Consider the following 26,545-nt stretch of genomic DNA (forward strand, 5'->3'; position numbering starts at 1 on the left):
GGGAACACGGGGAAGGCCTTCCGTTTTTCAGCCCAGCCAGGCGCACCGCGCCTGCAAGAATGGGGGGCTGGACTGGAAATGCAAGCAAATAAGGCTGTTTCCGTTTGATGGGCTTAGATAGTTTGCTGCTGAATCAGTAGCATTTGAGGCCGCTATGGTGTGCTAGAGCTGCCGGTTCAGGCCGTCCCCGACACGCGCCGGAAGCCCGACGACGCCTGCATCAAACTCAAGGTGTAAGGCTCCGCCACGCGGCGGGCGGCCAGGTCGCTGGACGCCAGCACTTCCACCGTCTTGCCGCGCTGCATCACCATCAGCCGTTCGCACATATGCGTGACCACGGCCAGATCGTGGCTGACCATGATGAAGGTTAGGTTGCGGCGCTGGCGCAGGTCTTCGAGCAGGTTCAGCACCTCGGCCTGCACCGACGCATCGAGCGCCGACGTGGGTTCATCGAGCAGCAGGATTTGCGGCTCCAGTATCAAGGCCCGGGCAATCGCGATGCGCTGGCGTTGCCCTCCCGACAGCTGGTGCGGGTAGCGAAAGCGGAAACCCTGCCCGAGTCCGACTTCATCGAGCGCGCGTTCAATGCGCGTTTCGGCATCAAGCATGCCGTGAATCGCCAGCGGCTCGGCCAGCAGCCGGTCCACTGTCTGGCGCGGGTGCAGTGAGCCGTACGGGTCCTGGAACACCATCTGCACGCGGCGGCAAAAGGCCTTGCTGCCGGGCGCGGGCTGGATGGCAGGTGTGCTGCCTGCGCCGTTGCCATCCTTTGCATGACCGCCGTCCGCAGGCCCCGTCAGCCCCACCGTGCCCGATTCCCGGGGCGCCAGGCCGCAGATGGCGCGCAGCACGGTTGATTTGCCCGAGCCCGATTCGCCGACGATGCCGAAGCTTTCGCCCGGCGCGACACAAAACGACGTGTCCGCCACAGCGACGAAGCCGTCATAGACGACGCGCAGGCCCTTGACCTCCAGTCCCAGCGAGTCGTGTGCGTTCACAGCGCCCACTCCGGCCGCCGGTCCAGTGTGGCCAGCGGATGCGTCGATGCGCCGAGCTGCGGCAGGCATGCCATCAGTCCGCGCGTGTACGGATGCCGGGCATCGGCCAGTCCGCCCGCCGCCAGTTCCTCGACCACCCGGCCGGCGTACATCACCAGGATGCGGTCGCAAAACGACGACACCAGCCGCAAGTCGTGCGACACCAGAATCAGGCCCATGCCGCGCTCGGCCACCAGCGCATCGAGGATGGACAGCACCTGCAACTGCACGGTGACATCGAGCGCCGACGTGGGCTCGTCGGCAATCAGGATGTCGGGCTCGGCAATCAGCATCATCGCAATCATCGCCCGCTGTCCCATGCCGCCCGAGACTTCGTGCGGATAGAGCTTGTAGACACGCTCGGGGTTGTCAATGCGCACCGATTCGAGCGCTGCCATTGCACGTTTTTTGGCTTCGCGGTTGGACACGCGGGTATGCGCCTGTAGCGTTTCAATAATCTGCGCGCCGATGGTCATCACCGGATTGAGCGAAAACTTCGGGTCTTGCAGCACCATCGCGATGCGCCCGCCGCGCAAGGCCCGGCGCTGCTTGGGCGGGCAGTTGAGCAGATCGACGCCGCTGAACTCCAGCCGTTTCGCCGAGATGCGCCCTTCTGGCGCGGTCAGGCCGAGGATGGCGCGGCCGGTCTGGGACTTGCCCGAACCCGATTCGCCGACGATGCCCAGCCGCTCGCGCCCCAGCGTGAACGACACGCCGCGCACGGCTTCGACCATGCCGCCATCGCGACCAGGAAACGCCACGCGCAAATCCTCGACGACCAGCAGGGGATTCGTACTCATTTGGCGGCCTTCGGGTCGAGCGCATCGCGCAGGCCGTCGCCCAGCAGATTGAACGCCAGGCTGACGATGAAAATCGCCGCGCCGGGCGCTGCCGCAACCCACCACTGGTCGAGCACATACAGCCGGCCATTGGCAATCATTGCGCCCCATTCGGGCATCGGCGGCTGCGCGCCCAGGCCCAGAAAACCCAGCCCGGCGGCCGTCAAGATGATGCCCGCCATGTCCAGCGTGACGCGAACGATCACCGACGACACGCACAGCGGCATGATGTGGCGCAGCACGATGCGCCAGGGCGACGCGCCCAGCAATTGCACGGCGGCGATGTAGTCGGTTTGCCGGATCGTCAGCGTTTCGGCCCGCGCCATGCGCGCATACGGCGGCCAGGACGTGATGGCAATCGCGATCACCGCGTTCTCGATGCCGGGGCCGAGCGCGGCGACAAACGCCAGCGCCAGAATCAGGCGCGGAAACGCCAGAAAAATGTCGGTGATGCGCATCAAGGCGGCATCAACCAGCCCGCCGGCATAACCCGCCACGGTGCCGACCAGTAGGCCAATCGGCGCGGCCAGCACGGCGACCAGCACCACCACGAACAGCGTGATGCGCGAGCCGTGGATCAGCCGCGACAAAATATCGCGCCCCTGGTCGTCGGTGCCCATCCAGTGCGCCCATGACGGCGGCAGCAGCCGCGTGGTGCGCAGGTCGCCGATATAGGCCGAATAGGGCGCCAGCAGGTCGGCGAATATCGCCACCAGCACCAGCGCCAGCACGATGAACAGCCCGACCATCGCCAGCCGGTTGCGCGCAAACGTGCGGCAGCCGCCGTAGGCCCGGCCCAGCGCGGCCTGTCTTCTGGACAAGGGCCGGTCGGACATCAGCCAATCATGCAAACCCTGCGGCTTGGAAAGCGTCGTCTCGTTCATCGCGTACGCGTCCTCGGGTCCAGCAGGGTGTAGAGCAAATCGGACAGCAAATTGAGGCCGATAAAGATCGAACCCACCACAATCGTGCCGCCCAGCACCGCGTTCATGTCGGCGTTTTGCAGCGAGTTGGTGATGTACAGCCCCAAGCCCGGCCAGGCAAAAACCGTTTCGGTCAGCACCGAGCCCTCTAACAGGCCGGCATACGACAGCGCAATCACCGTCACCAGCGGCACCATCGCATTGCGCAGCGCGTGGCGCCAGATGATGCGCGCCTCCGACAGGCCCTTGGCGCGCGCCGCCACCACGTACTCCTGCGCCAACTCGTTGAGCATGAACGAGCGTGTCATACGGCTGATGTAGGCCAGCGAAAAATAACCCAGCAGCGACGCCGGCAAAATCAGGTGCGACAGCGCATTGCCAAAGGCGTCCCACTCGCCCGCCATCGCCGTGTCCAGCAGCAAAAAGCCGGTGCTAGGGACCAGCGTGAATTCATAGGCCACGTCGATGCGCCCCGGCCCGCCGACCCAGTCCAGCTTGGCGTAAAACAGCACCAGCCCCATCAGCCCGAGCCAGAAAATCGGCACTGAATACCCCACCAGCCCGATGACGCGCACCACCTGATCGACCAGCTTGCCGCGCCGCACCGCCGCCCATACCCCCAGCGGCACGCCCAGGCCAGCGCCGAACAAAATGCCCAGGCTGGCCAGTTCCATCGTCGCCGGAAAGGCGCGGCGTATGTCCTGCATCACCGGGTTGGCGGTCAGCACCGAGACGCCAAAATCACCGCTCAGCACCTTGCGCAGGTAGATGTAGAACTGCGTGTACAGCGGCTTGTTCAGCCCCATTTCCTCGCGCGCCCGCGCCACCACATGCGGCGGCGCGTTGTCGCCGACCATCGCCAGCACCGGATCGACCGGAATCACCCGGCCGATGAAAAAGGTGACGGCCAGCAGGCCCAGGTAGGTGAGCAGGATCACCACCAGAAAACGCCCGAGGGCGTTCAGGCGGCGGACGTGGTTGGATGGGCGGGAGGGCCGGGCAGCCGACAGCGGCGCCGGACTCAGGGCGAGTGGATCAGGAACGGCCAAGACCCGGATTAGCGCTTGGCTACCTTGAACATGTAGTTGGTGTCAAACGTCGGGCCGAGCTTCAGTCCGTCCACATTGCTGCGGTACGCGGCGACTTCGGTCTGCTGGTACAGCATGATGAACGGGCTGGTCTTGCGGAATTCTGCCTGCAGCTCTTCGTACATCGCCTTGCGTTTGCCGGCATCGCGCTCCAGCACGGCGGCATCCGACTGCTTGGTCAGCTCCGGAATCGCCCAGGCATTGCGCCAGGACAGCGGCTTGGCCTTGGCGTCGTCGGCATTGTCGGGGTTGCGGGTGAAGGTGTCGGCGTTGGAGTGCGGATCCCAGTAGTCGGAACCCCACTGGCCGATGTACATGTCGTGCGTGCGGCCCCGGTACTTGGTCAGCACCTGCTTGCCGTCGCCGGGAATGATTTCCACATCAATACCCGCCAGCTTGGCCGTTTGCTGGAAGGCTTCGGTGATGCCCTGCACCGGCTGAACCGTGCGCATGTCGATGGTCACCTTGAAACCGTTCGGCACGCCGGCCTTGGCCAGCAGCGCCTTGGCCTTGGCCACGTCGAGCTTGTACGGGTTGTCCTTGCTTGCGCCCAGCAGGCCAATGGGCAAGAAGTTCTGGTGCACCACGCCGATGTTCTTGATCAGCGTGTCGCCGATGGCCGAATAATCGACCAGCCATTTCAGCGCTTCCCGCACCTCGGGCTTGGCCAGCGTCGGGTTCTTCTGGTTCAAACTGATGTAGTACACCGTGCCCTTGGGCGCCGAGGTGAGCTTGATGCTTTTGTTGGTGCTGACGGCGGCAATGTCTTGCGGGCTCAGGTTGCGGGCAATGTCGATATCGCCTTTTTCCAGCAGCAGGCGCTGGGTGGCGGCTTCCTTCACATGGCGGTAAATCACGCGGGCCATGGCCGGCTTGGGGCCGTAGTAGTTGTCGTTGCGCTCCAGCGCCACGATCTCGTTGGCCCGCCACTCGCGCAGTTTCAGCGGGCCGGAACCGGCGTAGCTGGTTTTAAGCCAGCCGTAGCCCCAGTCGCCGTTTTGCTCTTTGGACAGCAGCAGTTTCTTGTCAACGATGGCGCCGATGTTGGCCGTCATGCAATTGAGCACGAAGGTCGGCGCATAGGCCTTGTCGGTTTCCAGCGTCAGGCTCAGGGGGCCGGTGGCCTTGATCTTGTCCTTGACGTTGTCCTTGGTGAAGCCGAACTGCGTCAGGATGAAAGCTGGCGACTTGTCCAGAATGACCGCCCGGTGCAGCGACCAGGCCACTTCGTCCGCCGTCAGCGCGTTGCCTGATGCAAACTTCAGCCCCGGCTTGATCTCGAAGGTGTAGGTCTTGCCATCGGACGACACCGTCCACGATTTCGCCACGTCTCCGATCAGCTTCGACGGGTCGTTGATATCCAGCCGCACCAGCCGGTCATAGGTATTGCCCATGACTTCGCCGGCCGACAACTCAAAGGCCTCGGCCGGGTCCATCGTGATGATGTCGTCAAACGCAAAGGCCACCACCAGCGTGTCCTTGGGCGTGGCCGCCAGCGCGGCCGGGCCGTGGCACAGCAGCAGGGTGGCCGCGGCCGTGGCGCACAGCACACGGCGGGAAAGGGGCAAGGAGGGAAATGACAGTGTGGCCAAGATGTGTTCCTTTGAGAAGTCTGCCGGGGTTTCAAACCAGCGCTGATGGTACTGCAAAGGATGCAGGAATCGTGCCTGAAGTCATCTAAAATTCACCGTGAATTGCTATAAAAAATATAGCTGCTTGCGCCCACCAGTCGTGCGATAGAGTCTTAAATTATCTAAAAATGCCAGTGGGCAGCCTCAGGCTGCAGCCAGTGCCGGCTTTTCCTCCTTGGTGACCAGCCAGATACCCAAACACACCAGCCCCAGCGCAGCGACGTTCTTCCACTCCAGGATTTTCTCGTCCAGGAACAGCGCCGACAGCACGGTGCCGAACACCGGAATCATGAAGTTGAAGACCGTCACCATGCTGACCCGGTTGTATTTGAGCAGGATCGTCCACAGCGAAAATGCGGCAGACGACAAGATCACCAGGTAAGCCAGCAGGGCGGTCGATTTCACGGTGAAGCCGGTCAGCGTGCCGCCGGCGGCAAAGCCCGTCAGCAGCAGCGCCACGCCGCCAATCGCCAACTGGTAGCCGGTCAGCACCACCGAATCGACATGCTGCGACACCCTTTTGCCGTAGATGCTGGCGGCCGACAGCACGAAAGCCGCCATCACGATGGAGCCTTCGCCCAGCAGCGTGAAGTCAAAGGTCAGCAGGCCGGCGCTGAAGTTGACCACCATCACGCCTGCAAAACCGACAATGCAGCCCAGCGCCTTGTTGAAGCTGAGCCGGTCGTTCTGGTAAATCCAGTGGGCCAGCAGCACGCTGAAAAATGTGCCGGTGGCGTTCATGATCGAGCTTTTTACGCCGGTGGCATAGGCCAGCCCGGTGTAGAAAAACACATACTGCAGGCTGGTTTGCGTCAGGCCCAGCAGCGACACCTGGCCCATCGTGCGCAAGTCCAGCCGCAAGGTCTTCTTGCCGATGGCGGCAATTGCCAGGAGCACCATCCCGGCAAACAAAAAGCGCCAGCCGGCAAACACCAGCTTGGTTGCAATGTCGCCAGCCGCAATGTTGAACAGCGCATAGCCATTCTTGATCGCCGGGTAGGCGCTGCCCCAGAGCAGGCAGCACAGCGAGGCAACCAGGAAAACCACCTTGCGGCGGGTGAAAAATGAAGCGCTGTCCATAAAAAAGGCAATCTTTGAAATCGGGCGTGGGAACGCGCATGAGGCAAAACAAATGGCCAACGGGTCGGCAGCGGCGGCAGCGTTTTACAGCAGCCGCGCCAAATAATGACCCGTATGGCTGTCGGGGTTGGCGGCAATGTCTTCGGGCGTGCCAACGCCCACCACCCGGCCTCCGCCGGCCCCCCCTTCCGGACCCATGTCGATCAGCCAGTCGGCGGTCTTGATGACGTCCAGGTTGTGCTCGATGACGACGATGGTGTTGCCGGCGTCGCGCAGCTGGTGCAGCACCTTGAGCAGCAAATCGATGTCGGCGAAATGCAGGCCGGTGGTCGGCTCGTCCAGGATGTAGAGCGTGCGGCCGGTGTCGCGCTTGCTCAGTTCGAGCGCCAGCTTGACGCGCTGCGCCTCGCCGCCGGACAGCGTGGTGGCCGCCTGGCCGAGCTTGATATAGGAGAGTCCCACGTCAAGCAGCGTGTGCAGCTTGCGGGCAATGGTCGGCACGGCCTTGAAGAACTCGGCAGCGTTTTCTACCGTCAGGTCGAGGATTTGCGCGATGTTCTTGCCCTTGTATTGCACTTCCAGCGTTTCGCGGTTGTAGCGCATGCCGTGGCAGACGTCGCAGGGCACGTACACGTCGGGCAAAAAGTGCATTTCCACCTTCACCATGCCGTCGCCCTGGCAGGCTTCGCAGCGCCCGCCGGCGACGTTGAAGCTGAAGCGCCCCGCACCGTAGCCGCGCTCGCGCGCGGTGTTCATCTCGGCCATCAATTCGCGGATCGGCGTGAACAGGCCGGTGTAGGTCGCCGGGTTGCTGCGCGGCGTGCGGCCAATCGGTGACTGGTCGACATTGATGACCTTGTCGAAATGCTCGATGCCCTCGATGGCCTCATGCGGCGCCGGTTCTTCGTGCGCGCGGTAGAGCGTTCGGGCGACGGCGGCGTACAGCGTGTCGTTGACCAGCGTCGATTTGCCCGAGCCGGAAACACCGGTCACGCAGGTCAGCAGGCCCACCGGAAACTCGACGCTCACGCCCTGGAGGTTGTGGCCTGTAGCGTTGATGACGCGCAGCGCCTGCATGTCGCCCAGCGTAGCCTGATGGGCAGCTTCACGTGCCGCGCGACGTTCGGCGGCCGGGCTGGGCGCAAAGCGCGACTTGCTTTTGTCGTAGGCGTGGGCATTCTTGACGGTGGGCAGCCAGGCCGTGCGGTGCTTCGGCACGGCAATTTTCAGCGTGCCCGCCAGATACTTTCCGGTCAGCGAGTCGGGGTTCGCCTGCACCTGCGCGAAGGTGCCCTGCGCCATGACGCGCCCGCCATGAATGCCGGCGCCCGGCCCCATGTCGATGACGTGGTCGGCGGCGCGGATCATGTCCTCGTCATGCTCGACCACCAGCACGCTGTTGCCGATGTCGCGCAAGTGCTTGAGCGTGCCGATGAGCCGGTCGTTGTCGCGCTGGTGCAGGCCGATGCTGGGTTCATCCAGCACATACATCACGCCGGTCAGCCCTGAGCCGATCTGCGACGCCAGCCGGATACGCTGCGATTCGCCGCCCGACAGCGTCTCGGCGCTGCGGTCCAGGCTCAGATAGTTCAGTCCCACGTCATTGAGGAACTTCAGCCGCAGGCCGATTTCGCGCACCACCTTGGCGGCAATTTCGGCCTTGGCCCCTTGCATGCTCAAGGTACTGAAGTAGTTGAAGCTTTCGCGCAGGGTGATGTTGCTGACTTCATAAATCGCCTTGCGTTTCGGCTGTTCGCTGCCTTCCGACGTGCCGACCAGATACACATGCCGCGCTTCCTGGCGCAGGCGCGTGCCATGGCAGTCGGGGCAGGGCTGCACGCTGCGGTACCTGGCCAGGTCTTCGCGCACCACGGCGGAGTCGGTTTCGCGGTAGCGGCGCTCGAAGTTGGTGATGATGCCCTCGAACGGGTGCTTCTTGCTCACCTTCTTGCCGGCCTTTTCACCCGAATCCATGAGGTAGCTGAACTTGATGTCTTCTTCGCCCGACCCGTGCAGCACGACCTGTTGCACGTTGTCGGGCAGGTCTTCAAACGCCGTGTCGATGTCGAACTGGTAATGCGCGGCCAGGCTTTCGAGCATCGAAAAATAATAGGCATTGCGCCGGTCCCAGCCCTTGACCGCGCCGCTGGCCAGGCTGAGCGACGGAAAGGCCACGACCCGCGCCGGGTCGAAAAAGTCCCGGTGCCCCAGGCCGTCGCAGCACGGGCAGGCGCCGACCGGCGAGTTGAACGAGAACAGGCGCGGCTCCATCTCGCTGAGCGAATAGCTGCAGACCGGGCAGGAGAACTTGGCGCTGAACAAATGTTCCTGGCCGGAATCCATTTCCAGCGCCAGCGCCCGGCCGTCGGCCAGTCGCAGTGCGGCTTCAAAACTCTCGGCCAGGCGCTGGCGCAATGCCGGCGGCGGGACGGTGCCGGGTTCAGCGCTGGCGTCGGGTGGTGTTTCCTTGTCCAGCCGCACCTTGACGCGGTCGATCACCACGTCAATCGTGTGTTTTTCGGTTTTCTTGAGCTTGGGCAGCGCATCGAATTCGTAGGTCGCGCCATCGACGCGGAAACGCACATAGCCCTGGGCCTGCATTTCCTCGAACAGGTCGACAAATTCGCCCTTGCGCTCGCGCGCCACTGGCGCCAGGATCATCAGCCGCGTGTCTTCAGGCAGGGCCAGCACGGTATCGACCATTTCGCTGACGCTTTGCGCCTGCAGCGGCAAATCGTGCACCGGGCAAAACGGCGTGCCGGCGCGGGCAAACAGCAGGCGCAGGTAGTCGTGGATCTCGGTCACCGTGCCGACGGTGGAGCGCGGGTTGTGCGAGGTCGCCTTCTGCTCGATGGAAATTGCCGGCGACAGGCCCTCGATCATGTCCACGTCGGGCTTGTCCATCAATTGCAAAAACTGCCGCGCATAGGTCGAGAGGCTTTCGACGTAGCGGCGCTGGCCCTCGGCATACAGCGTGTCAAAGGCCAGGCTCGACTTGCCCGAGCCCGACAGGCCGGTGATGACGACCAGCTGGTTGCGCGGAATGTCGAGGTCGATGTTTTTCAGGTTGTGCGTGCGCGCACCGCGAATGCTGATCGAGTGGGCACCAAAGCTTTTTTCAAGGCGCAAGGCCTTGTCGATGTCCTCGGCTACGGCATGCGCTTTTGCCAGCGGGACGGTCGGGGCGGGGGCAAGGGGTTGGCTGTCGTTGGAAAAGTTCACGGGATGCAAGCGCCGAAAAACCTTCCATCATAGACCTGAGCGGCCCGGCGGGCAGGGCGGTTGCCGGGTATCAAGCACAATACAAGGCCTTGTCCAAGTCATTCATCCAGCGGCTGTGGTTCTGTGGGAGCGCTCTTCACGCACGGCCGTCATGCGTTTCGACCCCGGCTGTTTCGCTGTACTTTTTCCACTTTTGAGACTCCTTTACCGTGTCTTCTGCCGCCCCCACCTTTCCCATGACCGCCACCGAGCGGCGCGCCAGCTTTTCGCTGGCGTCGATTTTTGCCCTGCGCATGCTCGGCCTCTTCCTGGTGCTGCCGGTGTTTGCACTGGAAGCGGCGCGTTATCCGGGCGGGGACGACCCGGCGCGTATCGGCCTGGCGATGGGCATTTACGGGCTGACGCAGGCGCTGCTGCAGATTCCTTTCGGGCTGGCGTCAGACCGGCTGGGCCGCAAGCGGGTGATTGTGGCCGGGCTGCTGGTGTTTGCGCTGGGCAGTTTCCTGGCGGCTGCCGCCCCCGACCTGAACTGGCTGCTGGCCGGCCGGGCGCTGCAGGGCGCAGGCGCGATCTCTGCGGCGGTGACCGCCTTGCTGGCCGACCAGACGCGTGACGAGGTGCGCACCAAGGCCATGGCGCTGGTCGGCGGCAGCATCGGGCTGATGTTTGCCGTGTCGCTGGTGCTGGCGCCGGCGCTCAATGCCCGCATCGGGCTGAGCGGCCTGTTTGTGCTGACCGGCGTTCTGGCGCTGGCTGGCATCGTCATGGTGCTGTGGCTGGTGCCGCCTGAGCCGCTGCTGCACAAGGACATGGCGCGCGGCGGACTGGCCGATGTGCTGCGGCGCGGCGATCTGGTCGGCCTGAACTTCGGCGTGTTCGTGCTGCATGCGGTGCAGCTGTCGATGTGGGTGGCGGTGCCGGCGCTGCTGGTGCAGGCCGGGCTGCTCAAGGCGCTGCACTGGCAGGTTTACCTGCCGGCGGTGCTGGCGTCGTTTGTGGTGATGGGCGGCACGCTGTTTCCGCTGGAGCGGCGCGGCCATCTGCGCGCCGTGCTGCTGGCCGCGATTGGGCTGCTGGCACTGGTGCAACTGGGTTTCCTGGGCATGGCGATGGCGGCCGGTGGCGCAGCGCCGTCGCTGTGGATGCTGGGCGCCTTGCTGCTGCTGTTTTTTTGCAGTTTCAATGTGTTGGAGGCCAGCCAGCCGAGCCTGGTGTCGCGCCTGGCCCACGCCTCAAACCGTGGTGCGGCGCTGGGGCTTTACAACACCTCGCAGTCGCTGGGCCTGTTTGCCGGCGGCGCACTCGGCGGTGCGATGCTCAAGTGGGGTGGCGCGCAAGGCCTGTTTGTCTCGACCACTGTGTTGTCGCTGATCTGGCTGGTCGTGGCCTGGCGTTTGATGCCGGTTCAGCCCCCTGCGGCCCGAAAAGTGCCGGCTTGAAGCGTCAGCGCGCCGGCGGCGTTTCGGCCTGAACGGCGGCGGGCGGCGGCGGCTGCAGGCCGGCAATCATGTGCTCGGCCAGCGTGGCATACAGCGGCCGGCTGATCATGCGCGACAGCAGGCTGGCCAGCATCGCCGCCATCATCAGGCTGAGCACCATGGCGCGGCCATCGACCATTTCCATCACAATGATGAATGCCGTCAGCGGCGCCTGCGTGACGGCGGCCAGGAAAGCGGTCATGCCGATGGCGATCAGCGCGGCGCTGATGTCGGGCGACGTCAGCAGGGCAATGTTGCTGCCCACGCCGGCGCCAATTGACAGCGCCGGCGCAAAAATGCCGCCGGGCACGCCGCACCAGGCGGCCAGCCAGGTGGCGATGAACTTGAGCAGCACATACAGCGACGGCACGTCGGCCTGGCCGGCCAGCATCTGCGTGACGGCGTGCGAGCCCGCGCCAAAGGTCGAGCCGTTGCTGACCAGGCCGATCACGGCAATCGCCAGGCCGCCGGCAGCGGCAAAGCGCACCGGGTAGCTTCTGCGCCACCGGCTGAAGCGGTCGGGTGACGAGCCGGTCAGCGAAATTGCCATCAACCGTGCAAAAACGCCGCCCAATCCGCCGCAGACCAGCGCCACCAGCAGGCCGGGAAACAGCGCATTCCAGCCCAGGACAGGCACCTTGATGACGCCGAAATAGGTGATGTTGCCGAAGGTTGATACACCCATCAGGCCGGCCAGCACGATGGCCGTGATGATCAGGCCGCTGTTGCGCGACTCCAGCTTGCGCGACAGCTCCTCGATGGCAAACACCACGCCGGCCAGCGGCGCATTGAAGGCCGCCGCGATGCCGGCCGCGCCGCCGGCCACCAGCAGGGCGTGGTTGCTCATGCCGGAGTCGGGACGCAGCCAGCGGCGCGCATGCTGCATCACCCCGGCCGCGACCTGCACCGACGGCCCCTCGCGGCCGATGGACAGGCCTGCCATCAGCCCGGCGGTGGACAGCCCGATCTTGGCCAGCGTCAGCCGCAGCGACACAAAACGGCCTTGCGCGCCCGGCGGCAATGCCGGGTCCAGCGCCGCCATGACCTGCGGAATGCCCGAGCCCCCGACGCCGGGAAAGTGGCGGCGCGTCGCCCAGACAATGGCCGCCGTCAGGGCCGGCGTCCAGAGCAGAATGGCCCAGCGGTTGAAGCCGTAAACATGCTCAAACAGCCCGAAGCCCCATTCACCGAGCAGCGTGAAGGCCACCACGCTCAGGCCGGCGGCAATGGCATACACCAGCACCACGGCGCGGTCGAACCAGAGCCGGCCATTGGACAGTTCGCTGCGCAGGTTGTGCAGGAAATTGGGCTCGTGGGGCGGTTGATGCATGGGGTGATTATTGCGTGACAGGCCAATCGGGCCGACTTGAGGAGGCTGGATGCGGCACAATTGCGCTTTGGGCGTCACCCGCCCGCCACGACATTTCTCCTGACCCATCCCCATTCCCAGAGCAAGAGGCGGCACACCATGGCATCAGTCAACAAAGTCATCATCGTCGGCAATTTGGGCAAAGACCCCGAAATGCGCAGTTTCCCCAGCGGCGACCAGGTCGCCAACGTCACCATCGCCACCACCGACAAGTGGAAGGACAAGCAGTCCGGCGAAATGAAGGAAGCCACCGAATGGCACCGTGTGGTGTTCAACGGCCGGCTGGCCGAGATCGTCGGCCAGTACCTGCGCAAGGGCTCGCAGGTGTACGTCGAAGGCAGCTTGCGCACCCGCAAATGGACCGACCAGAGCGGCGTTGAAAAATACACCACCGAAATCCGCGCCGACCAGATGCAGATGCTCGGCAGCCGCCAGGGCATGGGCGGCCCTGGTGCGGGTGGCCAGGACGACGGCGGTGGCTACGAAGCGCCGCGCCAGTCCGCCGCGCCCGCCAGCCGCCCGCCGCCCCCAAGGCAGGCGCCCGCGCCCGCAGCGGCACCCTCCAGGGCGTCCAGCGGTTTTGACGACATGGACGACGACATTCCGTTTTGAGGTGTACCTGCGAAACGCGTCAACAACCCGCTGAATGCGGGTTTTTTAACGATTTTGCTATATATAACATAGCTGTAAGTGCTCGCAGGCATTGCGCAAAAGGCTTTTTTATTCATAAACCGGGATGTCAGCGCAGAACACGCCCGGCAAAGGGCGCCCAACCGGCTCCCAATCCTTCACGATGAAAAACCTATTCCCCACCCCTTCCCGTTTTCCCCGCTGGCTGGCAGCTGTCGTGCTGGCCGCCATGGGCGTGACCGCCATGGTGCCTGCCCGCGCAGACGCCAACCTGGAGCCGCTGACCAACATCCTGTCGGTGCCAGGCAGCGCCGGGCTGGGCGTGGTCACTCACTTTGAAAGCTCGCCCTACCGCGAGGCCCGCAACCGCTATGACGTGCTGCCGCTCTACCTTTACGAGGGCGAGCGGTTTTTTCTGCATGCCAACCGGGGCGGCGTCAAGCTCAATGAAAACGACACGCAACGCTTTGACCTGTTTGTCGAGCAGCGGCTCGAAGGCTTTCCGGCCGACCGCCTGCCGGACAGCCTGGCCGGCATGGCGACGCGCGACTCCGGCATCGACCTGGGCCTGTCCTGGCGCTACCGTCAGCCCTGGGGCACGCTGCAGGCCGAACTGCTGCATGACATTGGCGGATTTTCAAAGGGCAGCGAGTTCCGCCTGGGCTACACCTACGACTGGCGCTCTGGCCGGTTGAGCCTGCGCCCCAGCCTGAGCGTGGCGCTGCGCGACGCGCGTCTGAACAACTATTACTACGGCGTCCGGCCTGCCGAAGCCACACCCGGCCGCGCCGCCTATTCACCCGGCGCGGGCCTCAACACCACGCTTGGCCTGTTCGGCTCTTACGACCTGACGCAGCGATGGCGGCTGCTGGGCGGCGTGTCGGCTACCCTGCTGGACCGCAAGATCAAGGACAGCCCGATCGTGCAAAAACGCGTGCTGCCCGGCGTGTACGTGGGCGCGGCCTACGACTTCGGTGGCCCTCAGCGTGAATGGGCGCAGCCAGGTTCGCCCACTTACTTCAAGCTGCTTTACGGCAAGGCTACCGACGACGGCTGCCATCTGATCAAGATACTGACCGCGCAATGCCTGTCAACCGCCAGCGTCAACCCGACCAGCATCACCGCCATTCAGGTCGGCAAGCCTTTTTTGCAGAACGTCAACGGCTGGCCGCTTGATTTTGTCGGTTATGCCGGCCTGACCAGCCACAACGACCGGGGCCTGCAGGCCAACGGTTTGCAGCTTGACCTGTTCATGAAGGCTTTTTACACCGGCTTTCCGTGGAGCGACCGCGTCAAGACGCGTCTGGGCATGGGCGTGGGCGTTTCGCTGGCCCAACGCGCGCCCTACATTGAAGCCAGCAGCCAGGCGCTGGACGGCAAGCCGGTCTCGCGCATGCTGAACTACCTGGACCCGACGATTGATGTCAGCCTGGGCGACTTGCTGGGTTCGCGTGCCTTGAAAGACACGTTCATCGGTTTTGGCGTGTCGCACCGCTCGGGCATCTTTGGCTCGTCGCGCCTGCTGGGCAATGTCAGCGGCGGCTCGAATTACCTCTACACCTATGTCGAGTCAGCGCTGTAAAGCAGCTATTTTGCTATTGGATTGATAGCTTCTTATGCAGGACCTGCTTGCGCAAAAGGCTTATTTGGCTTAAAAAGCGCGGCAGCGGGCTTGTCGCCGGGTGCATTCTGCACATTGCTGGATGCAATCACACCGCCGCCCAGGCAAACCTCGCCCTGGTACAGCACCGCCGACTGGCCCGGCGTGACTGCCCACTGCGGCGCCACGAACACCAGTTCACAGTCGTCAGCTGAGGCGCTGGCCAGTTCGCAGGCCGCATCTGCCTGGCGGTAACGCGTCTTGGCGGCCATCGTGCCCAACGCCGGCGCACTGCCCGCCACCCAGCTGCAATCCTGCGCCTGCAGCACGGTCGATTGCAGCCACGGATGGTCGTGGCCCTGCACCACCCACAGCGTGTTGCTGTCCATGTCCTTGCGCGCGACGAACCACGGCTCGTGCTCGCCCACGCCGCGCTGGCCGCGCGCCTGCGCCGCCTTCAGGTCGGCGCCCCGGGCCTTCACGCCGCCGATGCCCAGGCCCTGGCGCTGGCCCAGCGTGTAGAAGCTCAGGCCGACATGCTCGCCGAGGATGCGACCCTGGTCGTTCTTGATCGGTCCCGGCGCCTTGGCGATGTAGCGGTTCAAAAAGTCGCGGAACGGTCGCTCGCCGATGAAGCAGATGCCGGTCGAGTCTTTTTTCCGGGCGTTCGGCAGGCCGATTTCGTCGGCGATGCGCCGCACCTCGGTCTTGTGCAACTCGCCGACCGGGAACAGCGTCTTGGACAGTTGCGCCTGGTTCAGCCGGTGTAAAAAGTAGCTCTGGTCCTTCGCCGGGTCCAGGCCCTTGAGCAGCTCGTGCAGGCCGGTGGCGGCGTTCAGGCGCACGCGGGCGTAATGACCGGTGGCGATTTTCTCGGCGCCAAGGCGCATCGCGTGGTCTAAAAACGCCTTGAACTTGATCTCGGCGTTGCACAAAATGTCGGGGTTGGGCGTGCGGCCGGCCTGGTATTCGCGCAGGAATTCGGCAAACACCCGGTCCTTGTAGTCGGCGGCGAAGTTGACATGTTCAATCTCGATGCCGATCACGTCGGCCACGGCGGCGGCATCGACAAAGTCGATGTTGGATGAGCAGAACTCGGAGTCGTCGTCGTCCTCCCAGTTCTTCATGAAGATGCCGATGACTTCATGGCCTTGCTGTTTGAGCAGGTGGGCGGTCACCGCTGAATCCACGCCGCCACTCAATCCCACCACTATTCGTTGCTTTTGCATGCCCGGATTTTACCGAGTGGGTCGGGTGCGCTGGCAACGCGGTCGGAGCGTCTCGTTTTCAGGCCTTTCGGGCGTAAACGCTTTCATCGGCATGGATGATGTCCAGCGGGTAGCGCCGGCCGGCCAGGTAGTCTTCCAGGTTGGTCAGCAGCAGCGGGCTGCGGTGCATGGCGCTGCAGGCCCGGATTTCGTCGGCCGTCAGCCACAGGGCGCGCACGATGCCTTTGTCCAGCGCCTGGCCGGCGACATGCACGCCCAGTTCGCCGCAAAAGGTAAAGCGCAGGTAGGTAATGTCCTGCGGCATGGCCTGCCCGGGCTGGGAACTGTCGAAACGCGAGAAATAAATGCCCACCAGCGCGGTCGGTGTGAAGTGAAACGCGGTTTCTTCCAGTGTTTCGCGCGCGCAGGCCTGGATCGGACTTTCGCCGGGGTCCAGGTGGCCTGCCGGGTTGTTGAGCTTCAGGCCATCGCGGGTTTGCTCCTCAACCAGCAGGAACTTCCGGACACCCTCGAAATCCCGTTCAATCACCGCTGCCACCGTGACATTGGGTTTCCATCGTTTATTCATGCGCGAGATTATCCGTGCCATTCTTGACGCCGCAGTGACCGGTTGAACGCTTTTATTGAATGCCGGCGAAGCCATCGACAAAGCTTTGGCGCAAGTGCTCCACCAGGCATTCGACGGCCTTGGGCACCTGCGCCGACCAGGGCCGCAGGGCATAAATGCGTTCGCCAAAAAAGCCCTGTACCTGCCAGTCGGGCAGCACCCGGACCAGCGGCGCCGGGCCGTTTCCATCCGGGGCGGGCGGCATGCTGAAGTCGGGCAGCAGGCCGATGCCCAGGCCGGCCAGCAGGGCGTCGCGCAGCACTTCGCTGTTGTTGACCTTGAGGGAGCCCGTGACATTGACGCCCACGCGCTCGACGGCGCCATCGGCCGGTTTGCGCTTTCCGGGCAGGCCGGCCGGGCGCGCAAACGTCCAGCTGCCGGCATGGCTGCCCTGCAGGTAAAGCAGGCAGTCGTGCGATGCCAGCCCGGACGGATGCAAGGGCAGGCCGCGCCTGGCCAGGTACTGCGGGCTGGCCACCAGCAGGGAACGGGTTTCGCACAGCACCCAGGCGACATGCGTTTCGGGCGGCGCATTGGTGTGCCGGATCGCCAGGTCAAAACCCTCGTTGGCCAGGTTGACGAAACGGTCGGTCAACTCCAGTTCGATCTTGATGTCGGGGAACTGCTGCAGGAATGCGGCGATGCGCGGTGCCAGATGCTGCCGCCCCAGCGCGACGGGCGCGGTCAGCCGGATCAGCCCGCGCGGTGTGCCAGCCAGGTCGCGGGCGGCGCTGTAACTTTCGCTGATGCGCCGGAACGCTGGCTGCATGTCGTTGACCAGTTGCTGGCCGGCCTCGGTCAGGCCAACCGAGCGCGTCGTGCGGCGCACCAGCAGCACGCCGGCCGTGCGCTCCAGCTCGCTGATGCGCATGCTGGCCGACGCCTTGGATACGCCCAGCCGGCGCGCCGTTTCGGTGAAGCTGCGGGTCGCGGCCAGCACGGTCAGCAGGTGAAGGTCGGCGACAAGCGGCGCCAGTTGGTCAGAAGACATTGCAAAGCAACACTGTTCAAAAATCTGAACAATGTAATCATTTTCCAGGGGCTTATCAAACCGGGCGGCGAACCCTAGACTGTGCCTCTTCATTCGTTTGTTCATTCCCAAGGATTGCCATGCTGTCATCGCCCGCCGAAATCGCTCCGCAAATCACCATTGGCCACTATGTGAACGGCAGCGCCGTCACGCCCGCCGCCGGGCGCAGCCAGGCGGTGTTCAATCCGGCCACCGGCGCGGTGTCGGGCCATGTGGCGCTGGGCAGCGCGCTTGACGTCGATGCAGCCGTCGCCGCCGCGCAAGCGGCCTTTCCGGCCTGGGCAGACATCCCGCCGATTCGCCGTGCCCGCGTCATGTTCAAGTTCCTCCAACTGCTCAACCAGAACAAGGACCAACTGGCCCACCTGATCACCGCCGAGCACGGCAAGGTGTTCACCGACGCGCAGGGCGAGGTTTCGCGCGGCATCGACATTGTCGAATTTGCCTGCGGCATTCCACAGTTGCTCAAGGGCGACTTCACCGACCAGGTCAGCACCGGCATCGACAACTGGACGCTGCGCCAGCCGCTGGGCGTGGTCGCCGGCATCACGCCGTTCAACTTTCCGGTCATGGTGCCGATGTGGATGTTCCCGGTGGCGATTGCGGCGGGCAACTGCTTCATTTTGAAACCCAGCCCGATCGACCCGAGCGCCAGCCTGTTCATGGCCGAATTGCTCAGGCAGGCCGGCCTGCCCGATGGCGTGTTCAACGTGGTGCAGGGCGACAAGGAAGCGGTCGATGCGCTGCTGGTCCATCCGGACGTGAAGGCGGTGTCTTTCGTCGGCTCGACACCGATTGCCAACTACATCTACGAAACCGGCGCGCACCACGGCAAGCGCGTGCAGGCGCTGGGCGGCGCCAAGAACCACATGGTCGTGATGCCCGACGCCGATCTGGAGCAGGCGGTCGATGCGCTGATCGGCGCCGGCTACGGCTCGGCTGGTGAGCGCTGCATGGCGATTTCGGTGGCAGTGCTGGTTGGCAACGTGGCTGAACGGCTGATTCCGATGCTGAAGGCCCGAGCCGAAACGCTGGTGATCAAGAACGGCGTGAACCTGGATGCGGAAATGGGTCCGATTGTCACCGGCATTGCGCACCAGCGCATCACCGGCTACATCGACCTGGGCGTGCAAGAGGGTGCCGAACTGCTGGTCGATGGCCGCACCTTCACCGGCGCCCATGCCGGCGAAGGCTGCGAGCAGGGTTTCTGGATGGGCGGCACGCTGTTCGACCATGTCACGCCCGAGATGCGCATCTACAAGGAAGAAATCTTCGGCCCGGTATTGGGGTGCGTGCGTGTGAAGGACCTGGCCGAAGCGGTCGAGTTGATCAACGCCCACGAGTTTGGCAACGGCGTGAGCTGCTTCACCCGCGACGGTCATGTGGCGCGTGAATTCAGCCGCCGCATCCAGGTCGGCATGGTCGGCATCAACGTGCCGATTCCGGTGCCGATGGCCTGGCATGGCTTTGGCGGCTGGAAGAAAAGCCTGTTCGGCGACATGCATGCCTATGGGGAGGAAGGCGTGCGTTTCTACACCAAGCAGAAATCCATCATGCAGCGCTGGCCTGAAAGCATTGGCAAGGGAGCCGAATTCGTGATGCCGACGGCCAAATAGGCCCGCCGAAAGCCGCCTGGAGCTTGAATGGATTTTTCAGGGAGCCCGTCGGTTTGTCACAAGCCGACGGGTTTCTTTTTGGGCTCAGGGTTTCTCCCTAAGGTTACCCACGCAGACCCGCATTCGACAGCTTTGACGAAAATTTACAAAAAACTCATGTAAGCTTTACGACAGTTGCAAATCCGCCCAGGCCTTATTCAAGGCCTCCGAGAAAAAATAAAGCATCGAGGAGAACCCATGATCATTGGGATACCCGCCGAAATCACGGCCGGAGAGACACGCGTGGCCATCACGCCCGAGACAGCCAAGAAGCTCAAGGCCCAGGGCCACACCATTCGCATCCAGTCGGGCGCAGGCGTGACCGCCAGCGTGCCCGATGACGCCTACCGAGCCGTGGGCGCCGAGATCACCGATGCGGCGGGCGCCTACGCCGCCGACATCGTGCTCAAGGTGCGCTGCCCGGAAGACCGCGAAATGACACTGGCGAAAGCCGGCAGCGTGATGGTCGGCATGCTCAATCCTTTTGACGCTGCCGGCCTGCAGCGTCTTGCCGCCGCGCAGCTGACGTCCTTTTCGCTCGAAGCCGCGCCACGCACCAGCCGCGCCCAGAGCATGGACGTGCTGTCCAGCCAGGCCAACATCGCCGGATACAAGGCCGTGATGATGGCGGCCAATGAATACCAGCGCTTTTTCCCGATGCTCATGACCGCCGCCGGCACCGTTAAAGCTGCTCGCGTGGTGATTCTGGGTGTGGGCGTGGCCGGCCTGCAGGCGATTGCCACGGCCAAGCGGCTGGGCGCGGTGATTGAAGCTAGCGACGTGCGCCCGAGCGTGAAAGAGCAGGTCGAGTCGCTGGGTGGCAAGTTCATCGACGTTCCCTACGAAACCGACGAGGAGCGCGAAGCCGCCGTCGGCGTGGGCGGCTATGCCAAGCCGATGCCGCCGAGCTGGATGACGCGGCAAAAAATCGAGGTCGCCAAGCGCGTGGCGCAGGCCGATGTGGTGATCACCACCGCCCTGATTCCCGGCCGTGCCGCGCCGGTGCTGGTGACCGAAGAAATGGTCATGGCCATGAAGCCGGGCAGCGTGATCGTTGACCTGGCTGCGTCGCAAGGCGGCAACTGCCCACTGACCGAGGCGGACAAGACCGTCGTCAGACACGGCGTGACACTGATGGGCCAGACCAACATCCCGGCCCTGGTGGCGGCAGACGCCAGCGCGCTGTATGCGCGCAACCTGCTCGACTTCCTCAAGCTCATCATCACCAAGGAAGGCGCGCTCAACATTGACCTGGAAGACGACATCGTGGCCGCCTGCCTGATGACCCAGGGCGGCGAAGTCAAGCGCAAATAAGCCGGGCAGGGGCAAGCCTCCCCTGCGCCAACTAAGGTCGCGCCAACCCGCGCCCCGCAACCCCGTTCAAGCCCTAGGAGAAGACCATGGATGCCGTGTCACCCACCATCATCAACCTGATCATTTTTGTTCTGGCCATCTACGTCGGCTACCACGTCGTCTGGACCGTCACGCCTGCGCTGCACACGCCGCTGATGGCCGTGACCAATGCGATTTCGGCCATCGTCATCGTCGGCGCCATGCTGGCCGCCGCGCTGACCGAAACCACGCTGGGCCGCACCATGGGCGTGCTGGCCGTGGCGCTGGCCGCCGTGAACGTCTTTGGCGGCTTCCTGGTCACGCGCCGGATGCTGGAGATGTTCCGCAAGAAGGAAAAAAAGACCGTCGCGGTCGTTGCTGACTCGGGAGCCGCCAAATGAGCATGAACCTCGTCACGCTGCTGTACTTGGTGGCTTCCGTCTTCTTCATCCAGGCGCTCAAGGGCCTGTCGCACCCGACCACCTCGTTGCGCGGCAACCTGTTCGGCATGGTAGGCATGGCCATTGCCATCCTCACCACCGGCGCCCTGATCGTCGAGATCTCGGGCGGCAAGTCCCAGGGCATGGTGTATGTGCTGGGCGCGCTCGTCGTGGGCGGTGCGGCAGGTACCCTGATGGCCAAGCGCGTTGAGATGACCAAGATGCCCGAGTTGGTCGCCTTCATGCACAGCATGATTGGCCTGGCGGCCGTTTTCATCGCCGTGGCGGCAGTGGCCGAACCTTACGCCTTCAACATCGTCGCCAAGGGCATGCCGATTCCGGCGGGCAACCGGCTTGAACTGTTCCTGGGCGCGGCCATCGGTGCCATCACTTTCAGCGGCTCGGTGATTGCCTTTGGCAAGCTCAGCGGCAAGTACAAGTTTCGCCTGTTCCAGGGCGCGCCCGTGTCCTTTCCCGGCCAGCACAAGCTCAACCTGGTGCTGGGCCTGGCCACCGTCGCGCTGGGCATCACTTTCATGCTGACCGGCAACTGGACGGCGTTCTTTGCCATGCTGGCGCTGTCTTTTGTCATGGGCGTGCTGATCATCATCCCGATCGGCGGCGCCGACATGCCGGTGGTGGTGTCGATGCTCAACAGCTACTCGGGCTGGGCGGCGGCCGGCATCGGCTTTTCGCTGAACAACTCGATGCTGATCATTGCCGGCTCGCTGGTGGGCTCGTCGGGCGCGATTCTGTCTTACATCATGTGCAAAGCCATGAACCGCTCGTTCTTCAACGTGATCCTGGGCGGCTTCGGCGGCGAGGCGACCACGTCCGTTGCTGGCGCCAAGGAGCAGCGACCGGTCAAGTCGGGTTCAGCCGACGATGCCGCCTTCATCCTGGGCAACGCCGAAAGCGTCATCATCGTACCAGGCTACGGACTGGCGGTGGCGCGCGCGCAGCACTCGGTCAAAGAACTCGCGCAAAAGCTCACCGACAAGGGCATCAGCGTCAAGTACGCAATTCACCCGGTGGCTGGCCGCATGCCTGGCCACATGAACGTGTTGCTGGCCGAGGCCGAGGTGCCGTACGACCAGGTGTTCGAGATGGAGGACATAAATGCCGAATTCGGCCAGGCCGATGTCGCCATCATCCTGGGCGCCAACGACGTGGTGAACCCGGCCGCGCACGTCAAGGGCAGCGCCATCTACGGCATGCCGATCCTGGAGGCTTACAAGGCCAAGACCGTCATTGTCAACAAGCGAAGCATGGCGGCGGGCTATGCCGGCCTGGACAACGAACTTTTCTACATGGACAAGACCATGATGGTGTTCGGCGATGCCAAGAAAGTCATCGAGGACATGGGCAAGGCGATCGAATAAGCCTTTTCCGTTCCAGTGCGCGCGGCGGCGTGCTTTGTGCCGCACGCCATCAGCCACGGCCAAACGTCTCGATTAGAGAGGCAAGTCTTCTGAATGCCCATATTTTCTAGGGAAAACCTAATAGCCACGGGACCGGCTTTCCCTGAAAATTCCTGTAAGCGAAAAGTAAGTAAAAAATAATCGTAATGGAGGCTAGGAAGATGAGTGCAGTGATGAAACCCGAAGAAGTTGAACGCCCGTGGCTCAGAGCTTATCCGGCGGGCGTTCCTGCCGACATCGATGCTTCGCAATATCCGTCGCTGGTGGCCTTGATGGAGGAAAGCTTCAAGACGCACAAGGACCGGGTTGCCTACAGTTTCATGGGCAAGGAAATCACTTTCGGCCAAACCAATAATCTGTCGCTGGCATTTGGGGCCTATCTGCAGGGCCTGGGCCTGGTCCGAGGTGACCGTGTGGCCATCATGATGCCCAATGTGCCACAGTATCCGGTGGCGGTGGCCGCCATCCTGCGCGCCGGCTATGTCGTGGTCAATGTGAATCCGCTTTACACGCCGCGTGAACTGGAGCATCAACTCAAGGATTCAGGCGCCAAGGCCATCGTGATCGTCGAGAACTTTGCCAGCACGCTGGAGCAGTGCCTGGCCAACACGCCGGTCAAGCATGTCGTGCTGTGTTCCATGGGCGACCAGTTGGGCTTGCTCAAGGGAACGCTGGTCAATTATGTGGTGCGCAGCATCAAGAAAATGGTGCCGCCTTTCAACCTGCCGGGCGCCGTGCGCTTCAATGATGCCCTGGCGCAAGGCACGCGCGGCGTTCTCAAACGGCCAGACATCAAGCCTGACGACATTGCCGTGCTTCAGTACACCGGCGGCACTACCGGTGTTTCCAAGGGCGCCGTGCTGTTGCACCGCAACGTGATTGCCAATGTGCTGCAGTCCGAAGCATGGAACGGCCCGGCCATGGCCAGCCTGGGCGCAGGAGAGCAGCCCACCTATGTGTGCGCGCTGCCGCTCTACCATATTTTCGCCTTCACGGTGAACATGATGCTGGGCATGCGGACCGGTGGAAAAAACATCCTGATCCCCAATCCGCGTGATCTGCCGGCGGTGCTCAAGGAGCTTGCCAAGCACAAGGTCAACAGTTTTCCAGCCGTCAACACCTTGTTCAACGGGCTTGCCAACCATCCGGATTTCAATACCGTGGACTGGTCGCACCTGAAAATATCGCTGGGTGGCGGCATGGCAGTGCAAAGCGCGGTGGCCAAGCTGTGGTTGCAAAAAACCGGCTGCCCGATTTGCGAAGGCTATGGCCTGTCGGAAACCTCGCCATCGGCCAGTTGCAACCCGACCAACAGCAAAACTTTCACCGGTACGATCGGCGTGCCGATTCCCGGGACCTGGTTCAAACTCCTGGACGATGACGGCCATGAAGTGGCACCAGGCCAGCCGGGCGAGATCGCCATCAAGGGGCCGCAGGTCATGGCGGGATACTGGCAGCGGCCTGATGAAACCGACAAGGTCATGACACCCGACGGCTATTTCAAGTCGGGCGACGTGGGCATCATTGACGAAAATGGCTTTTTCAAGATCATCGACCGCAAAAAAGACATGGTGCTGGTCAGCGGTTTCAATGTCTATCCGAACGAAATCGAAGAAATCGTTTCCACCATGGACGGTGTGATGGAGTGCGCATGCGTCGGCGTGATTGACGAAAAATCGGGTGAAGCCGTCAAACTGGTGATCGTGAAGAAGAACCCTGACCTGACTGAAGCGGATGTGCGGGCTTTCTGCAAGGAAAACCTCACCGGCTACAAGCAGCCGAGGGTCGTCGAGTTTCGCACCGAATTGCCCAAGACACCTGTCGGCAAGATCCTGCGCCGCGAACTGCGCGACAAGCGCTGAACCGTGAATCGCTGAAACATGTCATCAGGTTCCAGATAGTGCTTTTGCGGCAGCGATTTGAATGGAAAATCGACCGCATGCCACCGACCTCTGATCTTGCTTCAAGCCCGATTGCCATCCTCAGCGCCTTGCCGCAAGAACAGCACGGCCTCATGGAACTGCTGCAGCGGCCGCGCAAAGTCACCCATGCCCGTCGCGACTTCTGGCTGGGGGAGTTGCACGGCCAGCCGGTGGTGCTGGCTTTGTCAAAAATTGGCAAGGTCGCTGCGGCCACCACCACGACAGCGCTGATCGAGCGTTTTGGTGTACGCCGCATCGTGTTTACCGGGGTTGCGGGCGGACTGGGCCACGGCGTGAAGGTAGGCGATGTGGTGGTGGCAACGGATTTTCTTCAGCACGATCTGGATGTTTCCCCGCTGTTTCCCCGCTATGAAGTGCCGCTGTATGGAAAAACCAGGTTTCACTGCGACGCAGCATTGAGCGCGCTGCTGTTTGAGGCGAGTTGTGCTGCGCTAGCGCACGAAAACCGGGTAGCGCACGGGTTTGAAGGTGCTTGCGTTCACCAGGGCTTGATTGCCAGCGGTGACCGTTTTGTCTCGGGTGCTGACGAATCAAACCTCCTGCGCGATCTGATGGCCAGCGCGGGCCATGAGGTCTTGGCTGTAGAGATGGAAGGGGCTGCTGTGGCGCAAGTCTGCATGGATTACGGCGTGCCGTTTGCCGTGATGCGCACCGTTTCAGACCGTGCGGATGACAGCGCCCATGTCGATTTTCCGGCTTTTGTCGATGCCGTTGCCAGCCGCTATGCCCGCGCCATCATTGAACGCTTTTTAAACTTGCTATCAAAAAAATAGCTAAGTTTGCCCGCGTATATTGCGCAAAGCGCTTATTTGATTCCCAAAAGAAAACAAATACTCACTGCAGCCAGCCGCGCTTCCTGAAATACCACATCGGCACCACGGCACTGGCAATCATCAAGGCCAGTGCATACGGATAGCCAAGTGCCCAGTCCAGTTCCGGCATCATCTTGAAGTTCATGCCGTAAACGCTGGCAATCAGGGTGGGCGGCAGCAGCGCGACGCTGGCCACTGAAAATATCTTGATGATCTTGTTCTGGTTGATGTTGATGAAGCCGACAGTCGCATCCATCAGGAAGTTGATCTTGTCGAACAGGAAGGCGGTGTGCGAGTCGAGCGAGTCAATGTCGCGCAGAATCTGCCGCGCTTCCTCGAACTGCTCTGCGTTGAGCATTTTGCTGCGCATCATGAAGCTGACGGCACGCCGCGTGTCCATGACATTGCGCCGGATTCGGCCGCTCAGGTCTTCATGGCGGGCGATGGCGCCCAGTACTTCGCCGGCCATCACGTCGGTGACATCGCCTGACAGCACCTTGGTGCTGACTTTTTCAAGATCGACGTAAATGCCTTCCAGCGTATCTGCCGAATATTCGGCATCGGCATCGAACAGTTTGAGCAGCACTTCCTTGGCGTCTTCAATCAGGCCGGGCGCGCGGCGTGCACGCATCCGCAGCAGCCTGAACACCGGCACATCCTCGTCATGAATTGAAAACAGCACGCCCTTGCTCTTCAGGTCGTCATTGACCAGGTTGAGGATAAAGGCGACACGAACTGTACGCGGCTCGTCCTCGTCAGCGATCAAGAAGTCCGAACGGATGTGCAATTCGCCGTTGTCTTCCTCGTAAAAACGCGCGGATTCCTCGATGTCTTCGTCCATCGCGTCTTCGGGAATCGACAGGCCGTAATACTGCTTGATCCAGCGTTTTTCTTCGAGCGTGGGGGACTCCAGGTCCACCCAGATGGGCTGGAAGCGGGAGAGTTCTTCCAGGGATTCGATTTCTTCCTGGAAAAGCCGGCCATTGGCGAGCGTAAAGATATTGAGCATGACAGACGGTTTTTTCGATAGGCATGGACCTGCCCACGGCGTGATTCGGCCTTGGCACAGGATCGGGTGTTAGGGATGAAGGCCTCGCTTTCAACCCGCTTCCCGGCCTTATCGGGCGTCAGTCTGCGGTGTTGAAAGCGGCCGACTGGGACTGCTTTCCAAGGATGTCT

The 26,545-nt window shown here is 62.8% G+C and carries 21 protein-coding genes; 9 read left to right on the forward strand and 12 right to left on the reverse strand.

Annotated features, from left to right (window positions below):
• Positions 1-176: 176 nt before the first annotated feature.
• The 7 genes from GZ092_RS05375 to uvrA form a co-directional block, all read right to left on the reverse strand.
• Positions 177-998, reverse strand: coding sequence for an ABC transporter ATP-binding protein (locus GZ092_RS05375; RefSeq protein ID WP_293635104.1), 822 nt, complete (start codon positions 996-998; stop codon positions 177-179).
• Positions 995-1,837: an ABC transporter ATP-binding protein gene (locus GZ092_RS05380; protein WP_293635106.1), complete on the reverse strand. Its 843-nt coding sequence runs from the start codon at positions 1,835-1,837 to the stop codon at positions 995-997. Before GZ092_RS05380 ends, GZ092_RS05375 begins: the two co-directional genes overlap by 4 nt.
• Positions 1,834-2,760: a nickel transporter permease gene (nikC, locus tag GZ092_RS05385; protein ID WP_293635108.1), complete on the reverse strand. Its 927-nt coding sequence runs from the start codon at positions 2,758-2,760 to the stop codon at positions 1,834-1,836. Before nikC ends, GZ092_RS05380 begins: the two co-directional genes overlap by 4 nt.
• Positions 2,757-3,809 (reverse strand): ABC transporter permease, encoded by a 1,053-nt coding sequence (locus GZ092_RS05390; protein WP_293635238.1) that lies wholly within the window; start codon positions 3,807-3,809, stop codon positions 2,757-2,759. The genes nikC and GZ092_RS05390 overlap by 4 nt, the downstream gene beginning before the upstream one ends.
• Before the next feature lie 47 nt (positions 3,810-3,856).
• Entirely contained in the window at positions 3,857-5,479 is a 1,623-nt protein-coding gene (locus GZ092_RS05395; RefSeq protein WP_293635110.1) for an ABC transporter substrate-binding protein, read from the reverse strand.
• A 183-nt stretch (positions 5,480-5,662) separates the two neighbouring features.
• Positions 5,663-6,598 carry a DMT family transporter gene (locus tag GZ092_RS05400; protein WP_293635111.1) on the reverse strand — a complete coding sequence of 312 codons (936 nt, stop codon included), beginning with the start codon at positions 6,596-6,598 and terminating at the stop codon, positions 5,663-5,665.
• Between the two features lie 84 nt (positions 6,599-6,682).
• A complete protein-coding gene (gene uvrA / locus GZ092_RS05405; RefSeq protein WP_293635240.1) occupies positions 6,683-9,739 on the reverse strand; it encodes an excinuclease ABC subunit UvrA in 3,057 nt (1,018 codons plus the stop codon).
• A gap of 317 nt (positions 9,740-10,056) precedes the next feature.
• Here uvrA and GZ092_RS05410 point away from each other — a divergent pair, with 317 nt between their 5' ends.
• Complete coding sequence (locus GZ092_RS05410) at positions 10,057-11,259, forward strand: MFS transporter (RefSeq protein WP_293635242.1); 1,203 nt, start codon at positions 10,057-10,059, stop codon at positions 11,257-11,259.
• A gap of 4 nt (positions 11,260-11,263) precedes the next feature.
• On the opposite strand, the gene GZ092_RS05415 is transcribed toward GZ092_RS05410, so the two are convergent.
• Complete coding sequence (locus GZ092_RS05415; protein WP_293635112.1) at positions 11,264-12,628, reverse strand: chloride channel protein; 1,365 nt, start codon at positions 12,626-12,628, stop codon at positions 11,264-11,266.
• 138 nt (positions 12,629-12,766) lie between these two features.
• On the opposite strand from GZ092_RS05415, the gene ssb reads away from it, so the two are divergent.
• Positions 12,767-13,279, forward strand: a complete 513-nt coding sequence (gene ssb, locus GZ092_RS05420) for a single-stranded DNA-binding protein (protein ID WP_293635113.1) — start codon at positions 12,767-12,769, stop codon at positions 13,277-13,279.
• 181 nt (positions 13,280-13,460) lie between these two features.
• A complete protein-coding gene (locus tag GZ092_RS05425) occupies positions 13,461-14,879 on the forward strand; it encodes a MipA/OmpV family protein (protein ID WP_293635115.1) in 1,419 nt (472 codons plus the stop codon).
• A 32-nt stretch (positions 14,880-14,911) separates the two neighbouring features.
• On the opposite strand, the gene mnmA is transcribed toward GZ092_RS05425, so the two are convergent.
• The 3 genes from mnmA to GZ092_RS05440 are packed head-to-tail and all read right to left on the reverse strand — an operon-like array spanning position 14,912 to position 17,724.
• The gene (gene mnmA / locus GZ092_RS05430) at positions 14,912-16,126 is read right to left on the reverse strand and encodes a tRNA 2-thiouridine(34) synthase MnmA (RefSeq protein WP_293635116.1); all 1,215 of its coding nucleotides are present in this window, start codon (positions 16,124-16,126) and stop codon (positions 14,912-14,914) included.
• A 58-nt stretch (positions 16,127-16,184) separates the two neighbouring features.
• Positions 16,185-16,694: an NUDIX hydrolase gene (locus tag GZ092_RS05435; protein WP_293635117.1), complete on the reverse strand. Its 510-nt coding sequence runs from the start codon at positions 16,692-16,694 to the stop codon at positions 16,185-16,187.
• Between the two features lie 52 nt (positions 16,695-16,746).
• The gene (locus tag GZ092_RS05440; RefSeq protein ID WP_293635118.1) at positions 16,747-17,724 is read right to left on the reverse strand and encodes a LysR family transcriptional regulator; all 978 of its coding nucleotides are present in this window, start codon (positions 17,722-17,724) and stop codon (positions 16,747-16,749) included.
• A gap of 119 nt (positions 17,725-17,843) precedes the next feature.
• Between GZ092_RS05440 and GZ092_RS05445 the strand changes: the two genes are divergently transcribed.
• The 6 genes from GZ092_RS05445 (at position 17,844) to GZ092_RS05470 (ending at position 25,327) form a co-directional block, all read left to right on the forward strand.
• A complete protein-coding gene (locus GZ092_RS05445; RefSeq protein WP_293635119.1) occupies positions 17,844-19,379 on the forward strand; it encodes a CoA-acylating methylmalonate-semialdehyde dehydrogenase in 1,536 nt (511 codons plus the stop codon).
• Positions 19,380-19,616: 237 nt separating this feature from the next.
• A complete protein-coding gene (locus GZ092_RS05450) occupies positions 19,617-20,732 on the forward strand; it encodes a Re/Si-specific NAD(P)(+) transhydrogenase subunit alpha (RefSeq protein ID WP_293635120.1) in 1,116 nt (371 codons plus the stop codon).
• Between the two features lie 86 nt (positions 20,733-20,818).
• On the forward strand, positions 20,819-21,151 hold the full coding sequence (locus GZ092_RS05455; protein ID WP_036808221.1) for an NAD(P) transhydrogenase subunit alpha: 333 nt from the start codon (positions 20,819-20,821) through the stop codon (positions 21,149-21,151).
• Positions 21,148-22,572 carry an NAD(P)(+) transhydrogenase (Re/Si-specific) subunit beta gene (locus tag GZ092_RS05460; protein WP_293635124.1) on the forward strand — a complete coding sequence of 475 codons (1,425 nt, stop codon included), beginning with the start codon at positions 21,148-21,150 and terminating at the stop codon, positions 22,570-22,572. The genes GZ092_RS05455 and GZ092_RS05460 overlap by 4 nt, the downstream gene beginning before the upstream one ends.
• A 212-nt stretch (positions 22,573-22,784) precedes the next feature.
• Positions 22,785-24,473, forward strand: coding sequence for a long-chain-fatty-acid--CoA ligase (locus GZ092_RS05465; protein ID WP_293635126.1), 1,689 nt, complete (start codon positions 22,785-22,787; stop codon positions 24,471-24,473).
• 77 nt (positions 24,474-24,550) lie between these two features.
• Positions 24,551-25,327 (forward strand): 5'-methylthioadenosine/adenosylhomocysteine nucleosidase, encoded by a 777-nt coding sequence (locus GZ092_RS05470; protein ID WP_293635127.1) that lies wholly within the window; start codon positions 24,551-24,553, stop codon positions 25,325-25,327.
• Positions 25,328-25,388: 61 nt separating this feature from the next.
• Here GZ092_RS05470 and corA read toward each other — a convergent pair whose 3' ends face one another.
• Positions 25,389-26,375, reverse strand: a complete 987-nt coding sequence (corA, locus tag GZ092_RS05475) for a magnesium/cobalt transporter CorA (RefSeq protein ID WP_293635128.1) — start codon at positions 26,373-26,375, stop codon at positions 25,389-25,391.
• Between the last annotated feature and the right edge of the window lie 170 nt (positions 26,376-26,545).

This window comes from Polaromonas sp., assembly GCF_010365105.1.
Taxonomy (GTDB): domain Bacteria; phylum Pseudomonadota; class Gammaproteobacteria; order Burkholderiales; family Burkholderiaceae_C; genus Polaromonas.

Coding starts and splice junctions, on each gene's coding strand:
- GZ092_RS05380 (WP_293635106.1), bottom strand. CDS start 1,837: ATGAGTACGAATCCCCTGCTGGTCGTCGAGGATTTGCGCGTGGCGTTT.
- nikC (WP_293635108.1), bottom strand. CDS start 2,760: ATGAACGAGACGACGCTTTCCAAGCCGCAGGGTTTGCATGATTGGCTG.
- GZ092_RS05400 (WP_293635111.1), bottom strand. CDS start 6,598: ATGGACAGCGCTTCATTTTTCACCCGCCGCAAGGTGGTTTTCCTGGTT.
- GZ092_RS05410 (WP_293635242.1), top strand. CDS start 10,057: ATGACCGCCACCGAGCGGCGCGCCAGCTTTTCGCTGGCGTCGATTTTT.
- GZ092_RS05415 (WP_293635112.1), bottom strand. CDS start 12,628: ATGCATCAACCGCCCCACGAGCCCAATTTCCTGCACAACCTGCGCAGC.
- ssb (WP_293635113.1), top strand. CDS start 12,767: ATGGCATCAGTCAACAAAGTCATCATCGTCGGCAATTTGGGCAAAGAC.
- GZ092_RS05425 (WP_293635115.1), top strand. CDS start 13,461: ATGAAAAACCTATTCCCCACCCCTTCCCGTTTTCCCCGCTGGCTGGCA.
- mnmA (WP_293635116.1), bottom strand. CDS start 16,126: ATGCAAAAGCAACGAATAGTGGTGGGATTGAGTGGCGGCGTGGATTCA.
- GZ092_RS05435 (WP_293635117.1), bottom strand. CDS start 16,694: ATGAATAAACGATGGAAACCCAATGTCACGGTGGCAGCGGTGATTGAA.
- GZ092_RS05440 (WP_293635118.1), bottom strand. CDS start 17,724: ATGTCTTCTGACCAACTGGCGCCGCTTGTCGCCGACCTTCACCTGCTG.
- GZ092_RS05445 (WP_293635119.1), top strand. CDS start 17,844: ATGCTGTCATCGCCCGCCGAAATCGCTCCGCAAATCACCATTGGCCAC.
- GZ092_RS05450 (WP_293635120.1), top strand. CDS start 19,617: ATGATCATTGGGATACCCGCCGAAATCACGGCCGGAGAGACACGCGTG.
- GZ092_RS05455 (WP_036808221.1), top strand. CDS start 20,819: ATGGATGCCGTGTCACCCACCATCATCAACCTGATCATTTTTGTTCTG.
- GZ092_RS05460 (WP_293635124.1), top strand. CDS start 21,148: ATGAGCATGAACCTCGTCACGCTGCTGTACTTGGTGGCTTCCGTCTTC.
- GZ092_RS05465 (WP_293635126.1), top strand. CDS start 22,785: ATGAAACCCGAAGAAGTTGAACGCCCGTGGCTCAGAGCTTATCCGGCG.
- GZ092_RS05470 (WP_293635127.1), top strand. CDS start 24,551: ATGCCACCGACCTCTGATCTTGCTTCAAGCCCGATTGCCATCCTCAGC.
- corA (WP_293635128.1), bottom strand. CDS start 26,375: ATGCTCAATATCTTTACGCTCGCCAATGGCCGGCTTTTCCAGGAAGAA.